General features: G+C 67.0%; 14 protein-coding genes and 2 pseudogenes. 9 read left to right on the top strand and 7 right to left on the bottom strand.

Going from position 1 to position 16,665, the window contains the following annotated elements:
• Window positions 1-28: 28 nt before the first annotated feature.
• The 3 genes and pseudogenes from trpB to ACQPZQ_RS31725 all read right to left on the bottom strand — a co-directional run.
• Window positions 29-1,234, bottom strand: a pseudogene (trpB, locus tag ACQPZQ_RS31715) (tryptophan synthase subunit beta); the annotation flags it as partial.
• Between the two features lie 153 nt (window positions 1,235-1,387).
• On the bottom strand, window positions 1,388-1,915 hold the full coding sequence (locus tag ACQPZQ_RS31720; protein ID WP_433286933.1) for an ester cyclase: 528 nt from the start codon (window positions 1,913-1,915) through the stop codon (window positions 1,388-1,390).
• Window positions 1,916-2,003: 88 nt separating this feature from the next.
• The gene (locus ACQPZQ_RS31725) at window positions 2,004-2,831 is read right to left on the bottom strand and encodes an LLM class F420-dependent oxidoreductase (RefSeq protein ID WP_433286935.1); all 828 of its coding nucleotides are present in this window, start codon (window positions 2,829-2,831) and stop codon (window positions 2,004-2,006) included.
• A 1,298-nt stretch (window positions 2,832-4,129) separates the two neighbouring features.
• On the opposite strand from ACQPZQ_RS31725, the gene ACQPZQ_RS31730 reads away from it, so the two are divergent.
• From ACQPZQ_RS31730 to ACQPZQ_RS31765, 8 genes and pseudogenes are all read left to right on the top strand, one after another.
• The gene (locus ACQPZQ_RS31730; RefSeq protein WP_433286937.1) at window positions 4,130-5,071 is read left to right on the top strand and encodes an alpha/beta hydrolase; all 942 of its coding nucleotides are present in this window, start codon (window positions 4,130-4,132) and stop codon (window positions 5,069-5,071) included.
• 387 nt (window positions 5,072-5,458) lie between these two features.
• Window positions 5,459-6,424, top strand: a complete 966-nt coding sequence (locus tag ACQPZQ_RS31735; protein WP_433286939.1) for a helix-turn-helix domain-containing protein — start codon at window positions 5,459-5,461, stop codon at window positions 6,422-6,424.
• Between the two features lie 272 nt (window positions 6,425-6,696).
• Window positions 6,697-7,473 (top strand): methyltransferase domain-containing protein, encoded by a 777-nt coding sequence (locus ACQPZQ_RS31740; RefSeq protein WP_433299452.1) that lies wholly within the window; start codon window positions 6,697-6,699, stop codon window positions 7,471-7,473.
• Between the two features lie 409 nt (window positions 7,474-7,882).
• Entirely contained in the window at window positions 7,883-8,023 is a 141-nt protein-coding gene (locus tag ACQPZQ_RS31745) for a hypothetical protein (protein WP_433286941.1), read from the top strand.
• Between the two features lie 41 nt (window positions 8,024-8,064).
• The gene (locus ACQPZQ_RS31750) at window positions 8,065-8,715 is read left to right on the top strand and encodes a nitroreductase (RefSeq protein ID WP_433286943.1); all 651 of its coding nucleotides are present in this window, start codon (window positions 8,065-8,067) and stop codon (window positions 8,713-8,715) included.
• Window positions 8,613-8,921 (top strand): annotated as a pseudogene (locus ACQPZQ_RS31755) (FAD-dependent oxidoreductase); the annotation flags it as partial. The gene ACQPZQ_RS31750 and the pseudogene ACQPZQ_RS31755, both read left to right, overlap by 103 nt.
• Window positions 8,922-9,174: 253 nt before the next feature.
• Window positions 9,175-10,173 carry an NAD(P)/FAD-dependent oxidoreductase gene (locus ACQPZQ_RS31760; protein WP_433299718.1) on the top strand — a complete coding sequence of 333 codons (999 nt, stop codon included), beginning with the start codon at window positions 9,175-9,177 and terminating at the stop codon, window positions 10,171-10,173.
• Between the two features lie 126 nt (window positions 10,174-10,299).
• Window positions 10,300-10,479, top strand: coding sequence for a transposase (locus ACQPZQ_RS31765; protein WP_433286945.1), 180 nt, complete (start codon window positions 10,300-10,302; stop codon window positions 10,477-10,479).
• An 80-nt stretch (window positions 10,480-10,559) separates the two neighbouring features.
• Here the strand turns inward: ACQPZQ_RS31765 and ACQPZQ_RS31770 are convergent, their stop codons facing one another.
• The 4 genes from ACQPZQ_RS31770 to ACQPZQ_RS31785 form a co-directional block, all read right to left on the bottom strand.
• Window positions 10,560-11,231: a nitroreductase family protein gene (locus ACQPZQ_RS31770; protein WP_433286947.1), complete on the bottom strand. Its 672-nt coding sequence runs from the start codon at window positions 11,229-11,231 to the stop codon at window positions 10,560-10,562.
• Between the two features lie 313 nt (window positions 11,232-11,544).
• Window positions 11,545-12,495 (bottom strand): VOC family protein, encoded by a 951-nt coding sequence (locus tag ACQPZQ_RS31775; protein ID WP_433286949.1) that lies wholly within the window; start codon window positions 12,493-12,495, stop codon window positions 11,545-11,547.
• A 42-nt stretch (window positions 12,496-12,537) separates the two neighbouring features.
• Entirely contained in the window at window positions 12,538-13,959 is a 1,422-nt protein-coding gene (locus ACQPZQ_RS31780; RefSeq protein WP_433286951.1) for an amidase, read from the bottom strand.
• Between the two features lie 89 nt (window positions 13,960-14,048).
• Entirely contained in the window at window positions 14,049-14,930 is an 882-nt protein-coding gene (locus ACQPZQ_RS31785; RefSeq protein ID WP_433286952.1) for a tryptophan 2,3-dioxygenase, read from the bottom strand.
• Window positions 14,931-15,028: 98 nt separating this feature from the next.
• Here ACQPZQ_RS31785 and ACQPZQ_RS31790 point away from each other — a divergent pair, with 98 nt between their 5' ends.
• On the top strand, window positions 15,029-16,222 hold the full coding sequence (locus ACQPZQ_RS31790) for a TetR/AcrR family transcriptional regulator (RefSeq protein WP_433286954.1): 1,194 nt from the start codon (window positions 15,029-15,031) through the stop codon (window positions 16,220-16,222).
• Window positions 16,223-16,665 lie beyond the last annotated feature (443 nt).

The raw sequence follows: 16,665 nt of genomic DNA on the forward strand, positions 1-16,665 counted from the left end.
TGCCGCTCGCGTCCTCCGCGCTCTCCCGGTCCGAGATCATGCCGAACCACTTCGCGGCGGTATCGACATCCTTGTCACCACGCCCGGACAGGTTGACGAGGATGACCGCGTCCGGGCCGAGCTCGCGACCCAACCGCAGAGCGCCGGCGACGGCGTGGGCCGACTCGATCGCCGGAATGATCCCCTCGGTACGCGAGAGCAGCGCGAACGCCTCCATCGCCTCCGCATCAGTGATCGGCCGGTACTCCGCCCGGCCCAGGTCCTTTAACAGCGCGTGCTCCGGACCCACACCCGGGTAGTCCAGCCCCGCGGAGATCGAGTGCGACTCCTTCGTCTGCCCGTCCTCGTCCTGCAACAGGTACGACATCGCGCCGTGCAGTGCACCCGGAGAGCCCTCGGTGAGGGTGGCGCCGTGGCGTCCGGTCTCCACCCCGTCACCACCGGGCTCGAAACCGACCAGCCGCACCGACGGATCGTCCAGGAAGGCGTGGAAGATCCCGATCGCGTTCGACCCCCCACCCACACACGCAGCCACCGCGTCGGGGAGACGGCCGGTGCGGGCAAGCACCTGCTCGCGTGCCTCCAGACCGATGATCCGATGGAAGTCACGCACCATCGTCGGGAACGGATGCGGACCAGCGACCGTGCCCAGCAGGTAGTGCGTGCGCTCGACATTGGTGACCCAGTCCCGCAAGGCCTCGTTGATGGCGTCCTTCAACGTGCGGGACCCGGTCTTGACCGGCACCACCTGCGCCCCGAGCAGCCGCATCCGCGCGACGTTCAGGGCCTGCCGCTCGGTGTCGACCTCACCCATGTAGACCACGCACTCCAGGCCCAGCAATGCACACGCCGTGGCCGTGGCCACCCCGTGCTGCCCCGCACCGGTCTCCGCGATCACCCGCGACTTACCCATCCGCTGCGTCAGCAACGCCTGACCCAACACATTGTTGATCTTGTGAGATCCGGTGTGGTTGAGATCCTCACGCTTGAGCAGGATCCGCGCCCCGCCCGCGTGCTCGCTCAGCTTGGGCACGTCCGTGAGCGGGGACGGACGCCCCGAATAATCCCGATGCAGCCGATCCAACTCGTCAAGGAAGTCCCGGTCACCCCGCGCCTTGTCGTATGCGGCGGCCAGCTCGTCAAGCGCCGCGATCAACGCCTCCGGCACGAAACGGCCACCATAACGACCGAAATGACCGCGCTCATCCGGCTCGTGACCCGACGGGGTCGCGATCCCATCACTGGCCTTGCTGGTGGTGCCCGAACCACTGCTCGTCAACACGACATCCCTTACTACTGGTCGTCAACTCGCCTTCCTTACTGCCGCGTCGGCGCCAGATCGTCATCGAGCTGGCCATCTCTGGTCACGGCGAGTCATCGATTTCCCCTAATATGCCCATCCGAGCTGCCGCATGGTGATCCGATCGTTCCAAATCTTGGTCACGTGGCGGATCTTGTCGCCGTCGAACTCCATGACGTAGACGTATTCGGCCTTTGCGGTCTTTCCAGTCGGTGGTACCGGGCCGCCCTCGCCGGTGTGTGTCCCGTGGAAAACGCCGAACGCCGCCACGTTTTTGCGTGCCTCGTCGACTGCGAACGACCGCACCTCAGCGATGCCATCGGGCAATACTGTCAACATGCCCTTCATGAACTCGACGTACGATTCCAGCGTTTCCATACCCTCCAAGGAATCGGCCTGGGCGGAGAAAGTTGCGCCGGGATGGCAGTACTGCTCACACGCCTGCCAGCCCTTCCCCGTGTCGCAGGTATCGAAGAACCGTTCGGCTGTGACTCGTATTGATGTCATGGGTCTGTCCCTTCCGCTGATCCCGCGCTCAACGTGCATTGAGCAGCGGCCTGTGACTGTCTCTAGAGGATCAAGCACGCTGCCTGTGGCAGCGAGGTCCGTCCACATTCGGAGATCGCTACGGTGAACGTGGTGGCGACGCGGCTGCGCAGTGCGTGGCTTCGCGCGACGACCGGGGCGACGCGGAGGCGATCACCTACCGGTACTGCTGCGTGATCGTGACCATGGCATCCAGCACGGTGAGTGCGTGGTCCTCGGGCAGGGTCGGTAGATGCAGCACGATCTGGTCCGCTTCCTGCCTCGCGTACTCCTCGATCACCGGCAGGTTGTCCGGGGAGACCGCGTACGCCACGAGAGGGATGCCCGCCGCGTACCGGTCGCGTAGCGCGAACTGCGCCTTGACGTGGGCCGGGTCCAGCACGGAGTTCGGCATCCACGCGTCACCGAGCGCAGCCGCCCGGCGAACCGCGGCGGTGCTCTCGCCGCCCACGCAGACGGGCACGTGCGCCTGCACCGGCTTGGGCCAGGAGAAGACGGGGTCGAAGTCGAGATAGGTGCCGTGGAACTCGGCCTCGTCCCGGGTCCAGATCGCTTCGAGCGCGCGCAGGTGCTCGTCGAGCCGGGCGCCACGGGTGCTCGGGTCGATGCCGTGGTTGCGCATCTGCTCGGTGATCCAGCCCGTCCCGACGCCGAACACGAACCGCCCGCCACACAGGTGGTCCACCGTCGCGACCTGCTTGGCGGTGGAGAAGACGTCACGCTGGGCGGGCAGCACGACCCCAGTGCCGAGGGTCAGCGACGACGTGACCACCGCGGCAGCGGACAACGCGGCAAATGCGTCGAACTCCCGGTGGAACTCCCGGGGCAAGTCGCCACCGAACGGGAACGGTGACTCGCGGCTGGTCGGGATGTGGGAGTGCTCGCCGACGAACATCGAGTCGAACGAGCGTTCCTCCACCGCTGTCGCCAGCGCTGTCGGGCTGATCGACTCGTCGGTGATCATGCAGGCAACGCCGAACTTCACAGGGAACTCCGCGCTTCGTGGCGCGGGCGGCCGGCCTGGCCTGGTGTCACCGGCTGGGACGTCTGCCGGCCCGTGACCAGTAACGACCTATGGGTCATCGGCGTTGTCGCGGACTTCGCATGACGATCGCCGCGTCGCCACGACGAGCTCGGGCTGCATTTCCGGTTGCGTAGCCAGCCATTCGGTCCAGGCAGCGGGTCGACCGGCTCCCCGCGGATGACCTCTGGCCTAGCGGAAAATATCAAGCCGGCACTTGCCGAGCCCACGAAGACGCAGAGAACGCCGAGTTCGACCGACCGGTCAGCGAGATGACCGCCGGCTCGACATCCATTGGCCAACATTTCGTCGCCTCCAGTGATCACCCGTCTGGCCAAAGCGCATGTTTCGAGGCGGCCAACCGAACTCAGTCACACTTGCGCCTCTCCAGACGTTATGGCTCAGTGATTCGACAGCTGGGAGTCGCCGTCCGAGTGAGGATGGCGACACGGACGACGATGTTCCGCTGAAGCCACGATCGCGCCAGTACAAATCCCTGGTTGCCCCAACGCCACAGCATCCCGGTGCCCAGGATCTCATAATTCGGACAGAACGGGTTCACGCGCCTGCCCGCAATACTGATCGCCGCGTTGGTCGTCACCAGCGTGCTGCACACCTGAGAGCCGGCCCAAGATCATGAGCCACAGAGGAAGGGTGATTAATCGCCTTTGCCCCGGATCACGGGACGCTCATGCACGTGCCTCCCTCGAGACAGGGAAATGCAACCAGGGGTTCACACTGGAGCGATCGAGGCGCGATCGGAGCAACATGTCCACATTGCCACCCGATCCAGAGGGCGGGCCTTCAAGGCATAAGCCGCAGAGGGAGACAGGATAATATACGGTACGCATGATAGGCCGGGCGGTCTTTGCCGACCACCCCGCTAGCGACGAAGCCCCGTTCGCCTACACCAAAGCCATCTTCACGTCGAAGACACCCTGGGCGTCGGGATTCGCAGGTCGACTATCATTGGAATATCGAGTCCGGATTTACTGAGACGTCTCGTGACGCAATCAATCGGGCAGACCGGTCGCCCGATTAATCGAGGAGCTTCCGGCCATAGTGTTGACCCTCGGCCCGAGATCACGAATGACATCCTCGCCTAGCCGCGTCGGAGGCACCTCGATTCGTTGTCGGCCCGAAACTGCGTGCAGGTAATTGGCCTGGTTCGGCGCGGCTGGTTGAACTCACGCGTTCCTACGACAAGCCCAACACCCTTCAGGGTCGAATGATCACTCACAACACGAGGAGACGTGGAACCGTTGGACTACGCGATCGACCCTGAGCTTGTCGCCCTGGTGGATTTGCTCCCTCGACTCAGCCCCGATGACCTCAGCGAAGCACGGGCGACGATGCGGCAACTGACCGCGCAGCTGCCTCCGCCGGACACAACTGGCGTGTCGATCAGCGAGCAGGCCGCGCCCGGACCGGACGGTGCACCAGAAGTGATCGTCCGGATCTATCGCCCGGCTGCGCGCAGTGGTCCGGTCGGCGTACTCGACTTGCACGCCGGCGGGTTCGTCCTGGGCGACCTGGACATGAACCATGCGGCCAACGTAACTATGGCGCGGGACACGGGAGCGGTGGTTGTGTCGGTGGACTACCGGCTGGCACCCGAGCATCCCTACCCGGCGGCGCTGGAGGACTCGTACGCGGCCTTGAGCTGGTTCGCCGAGCACGCTGAAGAGCTGGATGTCGACCCGGCGCGGATCGCTGTCCACGGCATCAGCGCGGGCGGCGGAATCTGTGCCGCGCTGGCTCTGCTCGCCCGCGACCGGAGCGGCCCGGCGATCGCTTTTCAGTACCTCGGCGTGCCCGAGGTCGACGATCGCCTGCAGACCGCCAGCATGCAGGCATTCACCGATACTCCGGTATTCAACCGTCCCGCCGCGGTGTTCAGCTGGGATTCCTACCTCGGTCACGGCGTCGCCGGAAGCGCCGACGTGCCGGCCTACGCCGCACCCGCGCGCGCTACCGACCTGTCCGGGCTGCCGCCGGCCTACGTTTCCGCGATGGAGTTCGACCCACTGCGCGATGAGGGCCTCTCCTACGCTCTGGCGCTGCAAGCAGCCGGGAACCGGGTAGAGCTGCACCTGTTTCCCGGCACCTTCCACGGCTCGGCGATGTTCTTGACACACCCAGCGATCAGTCAGCGTGAACAGACCGAAAAGATCGCGGTGTTGCGCCGAGGCCTCGCCGTATGACCGTTTCGGACTACAGTCGAGACACATCACGGCCACCCGACTGGCGACGGTCTTCACCGCGTCGTCATCGAGCGGGAGGATCGAGATCGAGGGTTTCGGTGGCCGCGTGGAACACCGAAGCCACCACCGCAGCACGGGGCCGTTCGATCATGCACACGCACGTCCGGCCGCGGTGGGGGCAATCCCACTCGAGAAGATCGACCACATCAGCTTGCAGGAGTGGGTGACGGAGCTGTGCCAGAAGTGCGCGGGCAACCGTGGCGGGGGCCCTCCCGGGCTCCTTACACCCCCACGCTCGCGCTTGGTCAACTCACCGCGCCAACACCGTTGCGCTATGCAAGGAAACTGTGGCTACCGCGGGCGGATGGCCAGAACTAGCTTTGAGCCGTGCAGACCCACGAATTCTCCGGCGAGGACGTAGAGGACGCCGGGCGCGAGGTTTTCATGCCGGTAATCGTGCGGACACGTCCCGGATTTCACAGCCGGATCGCGTCGCAGGAGCTGGGCGAGGCGATCAAGCTCTCCCGCGCGCATTGGGACGGACCGATGCGAATCGCCCGGACCGACCGGATGACCGCACGGACGTCGACGGACCACCTCATCCATTTCTGCATATTCCTGGACGGCAAGGCCCACGTTCACCAGCACGACCGCGTCGCCGACCTCACGGCTGGTTCGGCAGTGATCAGTGAGACGCGAAGCCCATGGGAGTTGGTCACGCCGACGACGACCCGAGTCCTCACCCTTCATATCTTCCGCGAGCTGCTCCCGCTTCACGGCGCCGCGGTCACCGAAGCGTGTGCGCGCCGCATGGATCCGGCGACGCCGGCTATGCAGTTGCTGTCCGGCTATCTCGGCCGGCTGTGGGATGTCGCTGGAGACCTCACCGCTCCGCAACGGCTGGACGCCGGGCGAGCCGCGCTCGAACTGCTCGCAATGACGCTACGGGGCGTCGCGCCCTCGGTACCGGGCGGAGAGGGTTCCACTGGGGTGTTGCTGGACATGATGCAGATGCATGTTCGCGAGCATCTGGCCGATCCGACCCTGCGGGTCGAGGAACTGGCCCGGCGACATCATGTGTCGGTCAACCGTCTGTACGCCTTATTCGAACGGATAGGGACCACGCCAGGCGCCTACCTGCGCGAGCAGCGCCTGCTCGCGGCGCAGACGCTGCTGTCCGACCCTAGGTATGTCCGGATCGACATGTCGAACATTGCGGCGGCTGTCGGGTTCGTCGATCTCCGAGGGTTCGAGCGTGCGTTCCGGCGGCAGTTCGGGATGACGCCGGGGGCCTGGCGGCGCGAGCACCGCCACGCAAGATCCGCCCCCGCAACCACGGAGGGAATGCCGTAGGACTGAGGAAGAATTGCCCTGCACTGCTGGTGACGCGGTGAGGTCGACTGGATCGGCGAGCTACTCTCCAGAAGGGACGCGATGTATCCCAGCGTGGATCCTGAGCCTGTGACCGTCCAGCTACCAATCCGGTACTTGACTGATTTGTCCTTCGTCAGGGAGCAGGCGCGGCGGTTACCGGCCCGGTTCGAGCCCTTCGAACCGCGCCAGAAAAATGGCGATCGGCGAGGTGCGGGGCGGATACGGTTCTCAGGCAGCACCGATGGGTGGCCATGCTGAAATTCGATGAGGAAGGTGCGCGACGCATCGAGAAACTGTATGCGAGCCCCGATGTCGAGGCACAACGGAAACACGTGCTTTCGTTGCTGACACCGAAAGCGGGAGAGCGCGTGCTCGACGTCGGGTCCGGGCCGGGTTATCTGGTGGCGCCGATTGCCGAGGCGGTGGGCCCGACGGGCGTGGTGCACGGTGTGGACCCGAGCTCCGCAATGAATTCGCTCGCCGCCGCGCGCACCGCGGACATGCCATGGGTCCACTTCGACGAGTGTGGCGCCAACACGCTGCCGTTCGCCGACGGCGTGTTCGACGTCGCCGTGTCGACGCAGGTCTACGAGTACGTCGCCGACGTCTCGGGGGCACTCAGGGAGCTGCGGCGGGTGCTGCGTCCCGGTGGGCGAGCGTTGGTCCTCGACACTGACGCAGACTCACTCGTGTGGCACACGACGGATCGGTTGTTGCACCGACGTGTTCTGGCGGCATGGGAGGACCATTTGGTGCATCCGCGTCTGCCGCGAGTGCTGGCCGGGCTGCTGCGTCGCGCCGGGTTCCACGTCACCGAGCAGTTGGTGCACGTGATGTTCAACGCGCAGATGGCCCCAGACGCCTTCAGCACCAGCTACATGAACTCGATTGCTCAGTTCGTGGCGGGCCGCCGCGGGCTTACCGCGGTCGACGTCGAGGCATGGCTCACCGACCTTCGCGCCCGTAACGACGAGGGCGACTACCTCTATAGCATCAACCGCTACATTTTCCTGGCTACGGCGGCCTGACCTTGCCGTTCCTCTCGCGGGGTGGAGTTCGGCGACAACGCCGGCCACGCCCCGTGTCGATTCGATCGCAGTCGGCCACGTCGGATTCAAATCCGACAACTTCGGTGTGCTCGATCTCGACACAGGTCAAGCCGGCGCCGCGTGCCGGGTGTGGCGCTGAGCACGCCACCGACCGGGTCCCACGTCAACCATGATAGTAAGTATTAATGACAGTCACTATATATGATCAGTGAGCTGCTGGCACACCGACCCCGGGGGGTGGTCGGCACGGCAGCCTTACCCGGCACGGCCCCACCACGCGCGTGCGGGCCGGCCGGCCGCACCGGATATCTGGGGAGAAGAGCGGCGTATGAACACCGAACCTGGAACACCGAACCGTGGACACGCCTGACCGACGACCGAGAGACACATGTTCTCCATCGCGCCGGCCCTCCGGCACCGCCGACGGCACACGCTGCCCGCCCGACCGGAACCCAGCAGCCCGATCAACCGCTACCGATCCAACTTCACTGTGCAGGGCAACACCGAGACGGTCTTCTTCCACGTGTGATCGGAAGGATTGCCGTCGGCCGGCAGGCCAGGGGATGCCAGATGTACGACCTCGATGAGGCGATCCGCCAGCGGTATTCGACGCGGATGTTCCTGTCCGAGCCGGTGCCGAGGTCGCTCGTGGAGGAGTCCCTGGCGCTGGCCACGCGCGCTCCGTCGAACTCGAATGTCCAGCCCTGGCAGGCGGTGTTCGCCACCGGAGCTGTCCGCGACCGGTTGGTGACCGCGTTGCTGGCCGAGGCAGGCACCGGGTCGCCGAAGATCCCGCCGCTAGCTGATGCGTTCGCACACAAGCGATTCGAGCTCGGCGCCCAGATGTTCGGCGCGATGGGCATAGTCCGTGATGACGCGGAGGGCAGGCGGACCGCGATCCTGCGCAACTGGGAGTTCTTCGGTGCGCCGCTGGCCGGAGTGGTGTGCATGCACCGCGACCTGGGCCTGGTTGACGGCGTCGGTGTGGGCATGTTCTTGCAGACACTGCTGCTGGCGCTGACCGCCCGGGGGCTGGGCACCTGCGTTCAGGTGTCCATCGCCGGCTACCCCGAGATCGTGCGCGAGGAACTCGACATCCCGGCAGAGCTGGCCATCGTGTGTGGTCTGGCGGTGGGATACCCGGACCCGAGTGCCCCGATCAACAGCCTGCGGACGCCGCGCGACAGCGTCGACGGACATGTGACGTTCATCGAGCACTGATCACTTCGGAGGAGATCACCTTGTCCGGCACACCTTCCGCCCTCGTCGCCGGTGGCGGGGTCATCGGGTTGTGCACGGCGCTGCTGCTGGCCCGGGACGGGTATCGGGTCACGGTCCTGGAACGCGACGCGGCGCCACCCACGGAGCCGAGTGCGGCGTGGGAGTCGTGGGACCGGCGTGGTTGCGTGCAGTTCCGGCAGCCACACTTCTTCCTTCCACACTTCCACCAGCAACTGCAGGCTGAGCTGCCCGACGTAGCCGCAGCGCTCCTCGCGGCCGGTGCCGTGCGATACAACCTGCTCGGGGAGCTGCCCGAGGCACTCACGGGAGGCCGCCGCCCCGAGGACGACCGTTACACAGCGCTGGCCGCGCGGCGCCCGGTGCTCGAGGCAGTACTGGCCCGGGCTGCCGACGCACAGCCAGGCGTTCAGGTGCACCGCGGGGGTCAGCGTGCAGGGCTTGCAGACGGGGCCGTCCGATCTCGCCGGTGTGCCGCACGTCGTCGGAGCGGTCACCGGCGACGGACAGGAAGTACGTGCCGATCTGGTGATCGACGCGGGTGGTCGCCGCTCCACCCTGCCCGCGCTCCTCGCCGGGCTCGGCGGTCCTGCCACGGTCGAGGAGCGCGAGGACTGCGGGTTCGTGTACTTCGCCCGGTTCTTCCAGGGTGAGGGCGGGTTCCCCTCGTTGCACGGGGCCGTCCACATGCCCTACAACTCGGTCTCCGTGGTGACGTTGCCGCAGGACAACGGGACGTGGAGCGTGACGCTCGTGACCTCGTCGCGGGACCGGGAACTGCGGGTGCTGCGCGATGTGGACCGATGGACGGCGGTGGCACGGTTGTTCCCGGCGCAGGCGCACTGGCTCGACGCCGACCCGGTCACCGACATCAGGGTGATCTCGGGCATCGAGGACCGCATCCGGCACTACCTCGTCGACGGGCGGCCGGTCGTCACCGGAGTGCTGCCCGTGGGCGACGCCTGGGCGTGCACCAACCCGTCGCTGGGACGGGGCGTGTCGATGGGGCTTGGGCACGCGGTCCTGCTGCGAGAGGTGCTGCACGCAAGCAGCGGGGACAGTCCCGGGCAGCGGTCTCTGATGTGGGCCGAGGCGACCGGCGAGGTGTTCGAGCCGTGGCACCGCCACACCGTCGCCGTCGACCGCCAACGGCTCGCCGGGATCGAGAACCACCGCGCGGGCACCCCGTATCAGCTCGACGACGACGCGACAGCAACCGCCAGGGCGCTACAGGCCGGCGCACGCCGTGATCCCGAGATTCTGCGTGGCCTGCTCGACATCGGCTCGATGCAGGCGCTGCCCTCCGAGGTCCTCGCCCGCCCAGGCGTCGCCGACCGGATCCGGACGAGCGCTGCGGATACACCGCAGGACACGCCGCCCGGCCCCGCACGACAGGACCTGCTGGACGCCGCGGGAGTTCATCCCCAGCACCCCGCGTGACCTCGCACTGCCCGGGCACGCGTGCCGAATACGTTCGCGCACATGCAACACGAGACCGGTGGGTGCCCAGATGCTCAGCTCGATGGGCATCGCCCGTGATCAAAGACCCGTGGATCGCCGCCCAGCTTGCCGAGCCGCACATATTCCGCACCTGCCCCGCTCGGTGACCTCCACGCATCCCGGGTGATCGCCGAGATCGGCGACTGCCGAACTCGTTGCCTCATCCCCGAAGCCCTCGCGTCTCTCGTCGGCGGCACCCCCTCGACCCGACAGTCCAGGAAGGTGCGGACCACCTCGTTCCGATGATCAGCGGACAAGCAGCTGCGCGATGAGGTTGTGACTTCGCCGCTGACTTCCGACACGCCAAGCCGTGGGCCGGTTTCATGCTAGGCGTCAGCGTTGTCGTCATTCCACAGAGGACGATCAACGGTGGCTCCGAAATACTCACCCCACCTGTTGCGGCTTGCCACCCGGTGAACCGGGTGCCGGTCGGAAGCGACTCCCCATCGCCCGCGCGGATAACCGAGGGCGAGCATTGCATTCATTCGCCAACCGGCTTCCGTAGGAACACCGAGCATCTGCGTCACTTGCTCTTCCTCGTAGCGGAGGACGGTGGTGAGGACGCCCCCGATCCCCTCGGCACGAGCCGCGAGGAGGAGACTCCAGATCGCCGGGTAGATGTTGGCGCCACCGTGGTCGTCGATCGAGAAGACGAAGATGAGGAGCGGGATCTCGGTGAAGTGATCGATGAAGTACTGCGCGGACGCCATGATCCTGCGCAAGCTCTCAGCGTGCTCATCGGGGTCGTGCAGGGTGTGAGCGAGAGTACCGGCCGCGAACTCGGCGTACTCCCGTTCTGTGCACTCCCGATACAGCTCGGCAAGCTGCTGCTTCAATGCCAAGTCGTCGACAGCAAGGAAATGCCAGCGTTGGGCGTTTCCCCCGTTTGGTGCCCGAATTGCCGCGTCGAGAATTCTGCACTGCGCTTCCAGAGGCACCGGATCGGGCCGCATGCGTCGCATCATTCGGGTGGTGTAGAGCGCCCGGTGCAAGTCCACTCTCAAAGGCTCCTTCATCGACAAGTACGGGGTTTCGCGGTTATGAACCAGGGCAGGTCCTGATGGCGCACCGGAGGGGCGGGCCGACGAACCGGCCGCACCCCGGAACGTGCGGGTCGTCGGTCCGTAAATCGGCGCCCAGCTACACGCCAGCTGCATCGAGTCGGGGCCGAGTGCCACCCTGCCAACGCCCGCGACGGCGAATGTGACCGTCGGCGCCGCCGCTGCCGGCCCTGCCCCGGCGGTGGCGGCAGATTCGCCGGTGGCGATGGGGCAGGGGATGCCGGCTCTCCCCCGCGTACGACACCGGATCTCAGACGTCGATCTCCTCGAGGCCGCCGAGGATCTCGTCCCGCCGTGCCTCGAACTGCTCCGGCAACTGGAACCGGCTACCCAGTTCCTGCGGTGACTCGTCACAGTCCCAGCCGCCCTCGTTGTGCGTCACGGCCAGCTCGAAGAGTGCGCCTCCGGGCGAGCGCACGTAGATCGACTTGAAGTACTTGCGGTCCCGCAGCTCAGACATATCCGTGTAGCCCGCGCCCTCGATCTCGAACTTCAGCTCGTCCTGGTTCTCGAGGGTGTCGGCGTTCCAGGCAAAGTGGTGGATGGTGCCGGCGCCGTAGATCCACGTGCCCGGTTCGTCGGTGCGGTTGACCACGAGCTCGACGGCCCCGCCGAGGCCGGGCTTGCCCGCCTCCAGCGCGAACCGGCCGGCTTCGGCCATGCCCTCGCGCGCGCCGAGGTGGTTGGCGGCGAACTCGACCGCGGTGTCCGGCCCGGTGACGTGCACACCGACGCCGTAGATGCCGTGGATCGCGTGCTCCTGGGGTACGCCGTTGCCGGTGAAGCCGCGGCGGGGGTCGTCGTCGACCTCGACCAGTTGGTACTCGATACCGCACGGGTGTCGGAAGAGCACGCGGCGGCGGTCGAACACGGTGGCGTCCCGGACGTCGGCCGCCCGCTCCTGAAGCCGGGTGGACCAGTAGCTCAGCGAACCCGCGGGAACGGCGAGCAGCACCTCGCGGGCCTGGTTGGTGCCACGTCGGCCGCGGATCCCGGCCTGGGCGAAGGGAAAGGTGGTGAGCACCGCGCTCGGGTCACCGTCGGCGTTGCTGTAGTAGAGGTGATAGATCGGGATCTTCCCGTCGAACAGCACCGTCCGCTTGATCAGGCGCAGGCCGAGGACGTTGACGTGAAAATCGACGTCCTCCCGAGCACCGTCCACCGACATGGTGATGTGGTGGCTACCGCTGATGTACGACATTCAGGCTCTCCTCTTTCCCGGCTCATTTCCATCGGCGTTTCTTCACGGGAGGCGGTTCCGCACGGGCTGCCCGCCCGGCCGGCGCCACTGAATCGGGTCGGTCAGCCGCTCCACGAGCTCGCCGACGTCGAATAGGAGCTCCTCATGCCAGGCCCGAGCGGTCAGCTGGATGCCGACGGGCAAGCCCGTGGCGTCGAAACCGGCGCGCATGACCAGAGCAGGCAATCCGGCCAGGCTCTGCCCGGCTATCCCGGGCATGACGAGGTCACGGAAATCGCCGGGCACCGCGGCGATCGGCGGGGGTGCGAGCGGCGCTGCAGGCGAGAGGACGAGATCGACCCGGGTGAACAGCCCGGCCCAGGCCGAGCGCAGATAGGCCCGGCCGCGCTGGGCGTCCAGATAGTCGCCAGGGTCGGCCTCCTCCGCGAGTTCGAGCCGAGCGCGGACATCGGCGCCGTACTCGCCCGCTCTGTCCGGCCAGAGACCCTGCCCCACATGGCTGCGCAGACCCTCGGCAAGGATCACCGTGCGCAGCAGAGGATGTGCGTGCGGCATCTCCCCCGCGTCGAGCTCGACGACCCGCACCCCCGCGTCCGCCAGCAGGGCTGCGATGCCGGAGCACACCTGGGCCACGCCGGCGGCGGGGCGGACATCGTCGGCTTCCAGAAGCAGCCCGACGCTCACCGGCGCGGCATCAGCAAACGGCTCGGAACCGGCCACCGGTGATCGCCGCGAAGGGGCGATCACCGACCACAGCAGACGCAGATCCTGGACCGTCCGCGCCATCGGCCCCACCGAGTCCAGCGACGGCGCGAGAGGCTGGACACCAGCGACAGGCACTGCACCGAATGTGGGCCGCAGACCACTCACCCCACAGAACGCCGCCGGCAGGCGGACCGATCCTGCGGTGTCGGTGCCGACCGCGAGCGGGGCGTACTCCGCAGCGAGAGCCGCCGCCGAGCCCCCGCTCGATCCTCCGGATATCCGCGCCGGAGACCACGGATTGCGGGTGACGCCGAAGTGGGGACTGTCGGTCGTGATGCCCCACCCGAACTCGTGAGTGGCTGCCTTTCCGAGCACGATCCCACCGGCCCGACGGATCGCCGCCACCACGTCAGCATCAGTAGCCGGTACGTGATCGGCGAACATCACTGACCCACGCGTGGTACGCAGGCCCGCGGTGTCGATCAGATCCTTCACGAGGACCGGCACGCCTTCGAGGGGACGCGGGACTCCGCCGGACCACCGCCGTTCCGCCTCCACGGCCTGCCGCAACGCCGCTTCGAAGGCCGGCGTCGTCACGGCGTTGACGATCGGTTCTCGCCCCTCAACCCGGCTGATGAGCGCATCGACCACGTCGACGGGGGACAGAACGTGGCTGCGAAACGCGGCCACCAGGGAAGTCGCGGACGACGACGCAGGATGCTTATCCGGCAACGTCCCTCCCGCTGTTTGGCAACTCATCCGGCGAATGAACTGTACCGTATAGTTGACCTGTCATCGATGCTCCGCCTCGGGAGCCGCCGGCCCGCACCCCACGGCCACCGGTCCGGTCACTCCACCTCGGCCCGGGCGGTCCACATTTCCGGGAACGGGATCTCGTCGAGAGTCGGCGACAACCAGGCCACGCCGGGTTCGCCGTAGTAGCCGTTGCGGTTCCCGAACGTCCGGCGCACCGACATCAGGTGCCGGTACTTCCACGTGGTGAACTCCTCGGCGATGTCGGCCATCGCCTCACCCAGCGCGAAGAGCTCCGCATGCTCCGCGGGAGCCTGGTAGACGGCTCGCCACACCTCGCCCACCTCCGGATGGGGCACGTACGGCGCAGCGAAGTCCCGCTGCAGGCAATCTGCCGGGACCGGGTGACCGCTGCGGGCGAACAGGCCCAGCACGTCGTCGTAGATGCTGGGCTCGCCGAGGGCCTCGCGCAGCCGGCTCCGACGGGTCGGGGTGCTTTCCAGGGGGACGAGACCATCGGGCGACTTGATCCCCAGCAGGAACACCATCCAGCGGAACATCCACGACTGCAGGGCGCTGTCCCTGCCGTGCACCTCCCCGATCCCGCGGAGGATCGGGGTGAGCTCCACCGGGGTCAGCCACGAGATCGAGCTCCACGTCCCGTTCAGCGAGCGGAAATGAGCTGCGGTCCGACGCAGGGTGGCGGTTGCCCGGCCGAGCAGGCCGCTGCGGAGCTCGCCCTGGGCCGTACGCAACTCGTGCACGATCAGTCCGAAGTAGAGCTCCATGACCTGCGCATTGACCAAGAAGGCCGGCTCGGCCGGACTGTCACTGACCGGCGCCTGCAGCGTGTGCAGCACTTCGCTGCGAAGGTACGAGCTGTATGGCGTCTCCTCATCGGGATCACGCGGGCCGGGATCGTTCAGCAGCGTCCCCTTCCCATCGAGTGTGTCCTGCGGGAGCTGCACGGAACCCATGGCCGCCTCCTCGACGTATTTCAAGGAACAACTGCATACAATGAATACTGAAACTAACCAGCCCAAGCAGAGATAGTCAAGGATATGGACTAACAGTGATGTCACACACGACCCGGCTCCGGAGCTACGACCTCGGCAAGCGCGCCGAGGGCATGCAGGCAACCCGCCGCCGGATCGCAGAGGCCGCGATGGACCTGCACGGCAGCGTGGGACCCGCCCGCACCACCGTCTCAGCAGTCGCCGAGCTCGCCGGCGTCCGGCGCAACACTCTCTACCGCCACTTCCCGACGGAGGAGGATCTCTACGCGGCGTGCTCCGGTCACTTCTGGTCGCTCCACCCCCTGCCCGGCCCGTCCGAATGGCAGCACGTCGAGGAGCCGCGGGCCAGGTTCACGGCGGCCCTCACCGCGATGTACGCCTACTACGGCGAGACCACGGACATGTTGGCGAACCTGACCCGCGACGCCGAGGTCATGCCGGTCGTCGAACGCTCACTCCAGGAGTACACGGCCCTGCTCGACGGGATCGCGCGCGAAGCGGGCGACGACCAGACGGCACGCGCGACGGCGCGGCACGCGCTCGACTTCGCCACGTGGCGATCCCTGGTGCACCGCGGCGGGCTGGCCGACGACCTCACGGTGGAGCTCATGGCCTCGCTCGTGTTCGGGGATGCCGGACGTCACGGCGGCCGCGACGAGCCGACGGGCGGCGGCCTGCAACAGAGCAAGCGGCACGCCATCGTCCGCGCCGCCTTCGAGGCGTTCGCCGAGCACGGATTCCGCGCGAGCCTCGACGAGATCGCCGAGCGCGCCCGCGTGTCGAAAGTGACCATCTACAGTCACTTCAGCGACAAGGAAGAGCTCTTCCGGACGGTGATCACCGAACAGTTGGACGAGGCCGTCGGGGCAGCGCGGAGGCTGCGGAAGCCCCTGCCCGGCAACCACTCCCTCGAAACCGAGCTCCGCGCGCTGTGCAGCGCGTGCATCGGCGTCCTGTCCTCGCCGGTGATGATCAGGCTGCAATCGGTGCTGGAAGCGGAGGCCAAGCGCTTTCCCGAAGACATCGGCCCGTGGCTCGACTTGGTCCCGGCCGAGCTCCGGCTGGTCCTCGACGACACGTTGCGGGCATTGCCGGGTACCGCGGGGATCCGGATCCCCGACCCGGACATCGCGGTGAGCCAGTTGTACGCGCTCTGCGTCCAGCCCGGCACCGGACGGCCCACCCCGGAGCGGAACGAGGACGTGGTCGAATCCGGGCTGGCGATGTTCCTGAAGTACTACGAGGATCGTTAACCCCTTCGTACCAGACCACGGTCCAGCTCCGAGCAGGCCGGAGACGCGGGACTGCCGGCTTCGTTCCTGCCGCTGCTGGCGGCTCGTGCGGCTGAGCGCCACATTGCCGGAAATCTTGATCAACACCCTCGAGCGACGGCGGGTGGCGATCACTCCAGCGTGTTGGAGCGCCTCATCGAGGATCAGAAGGGATCCCTCACCCACCGTGATCAGCAGTGGCGTGTCACGCAGACCTGGCCGGACAACTGGTCCAGGTCCGCGCCGAGAGACCACTCGGCCACAACGTCGTGTGTTCGGCCTACGACGAAGCCACGCGATGCTCGCCAGAGTCGCCAAGCCGCACGGCCTCGCCTGAGGAACTGGGCCACACTGCAACCCGACGGCACGGCCGTTGCAGCAGGGCGCATCGATAGCCCGGGGCGCTCATGGCTGCGCCCGGGCTT

This window comes from Pseudonocardia sp. CA-142604 (genome assembly GCF_050948475.1).
GTDB lineage: Bacteria > Actinomycetota > Actinomycetes > Mycobacteriales > Pseudonocardiaceae > Pseudonocardia > Pseudonocardia alaniniphila.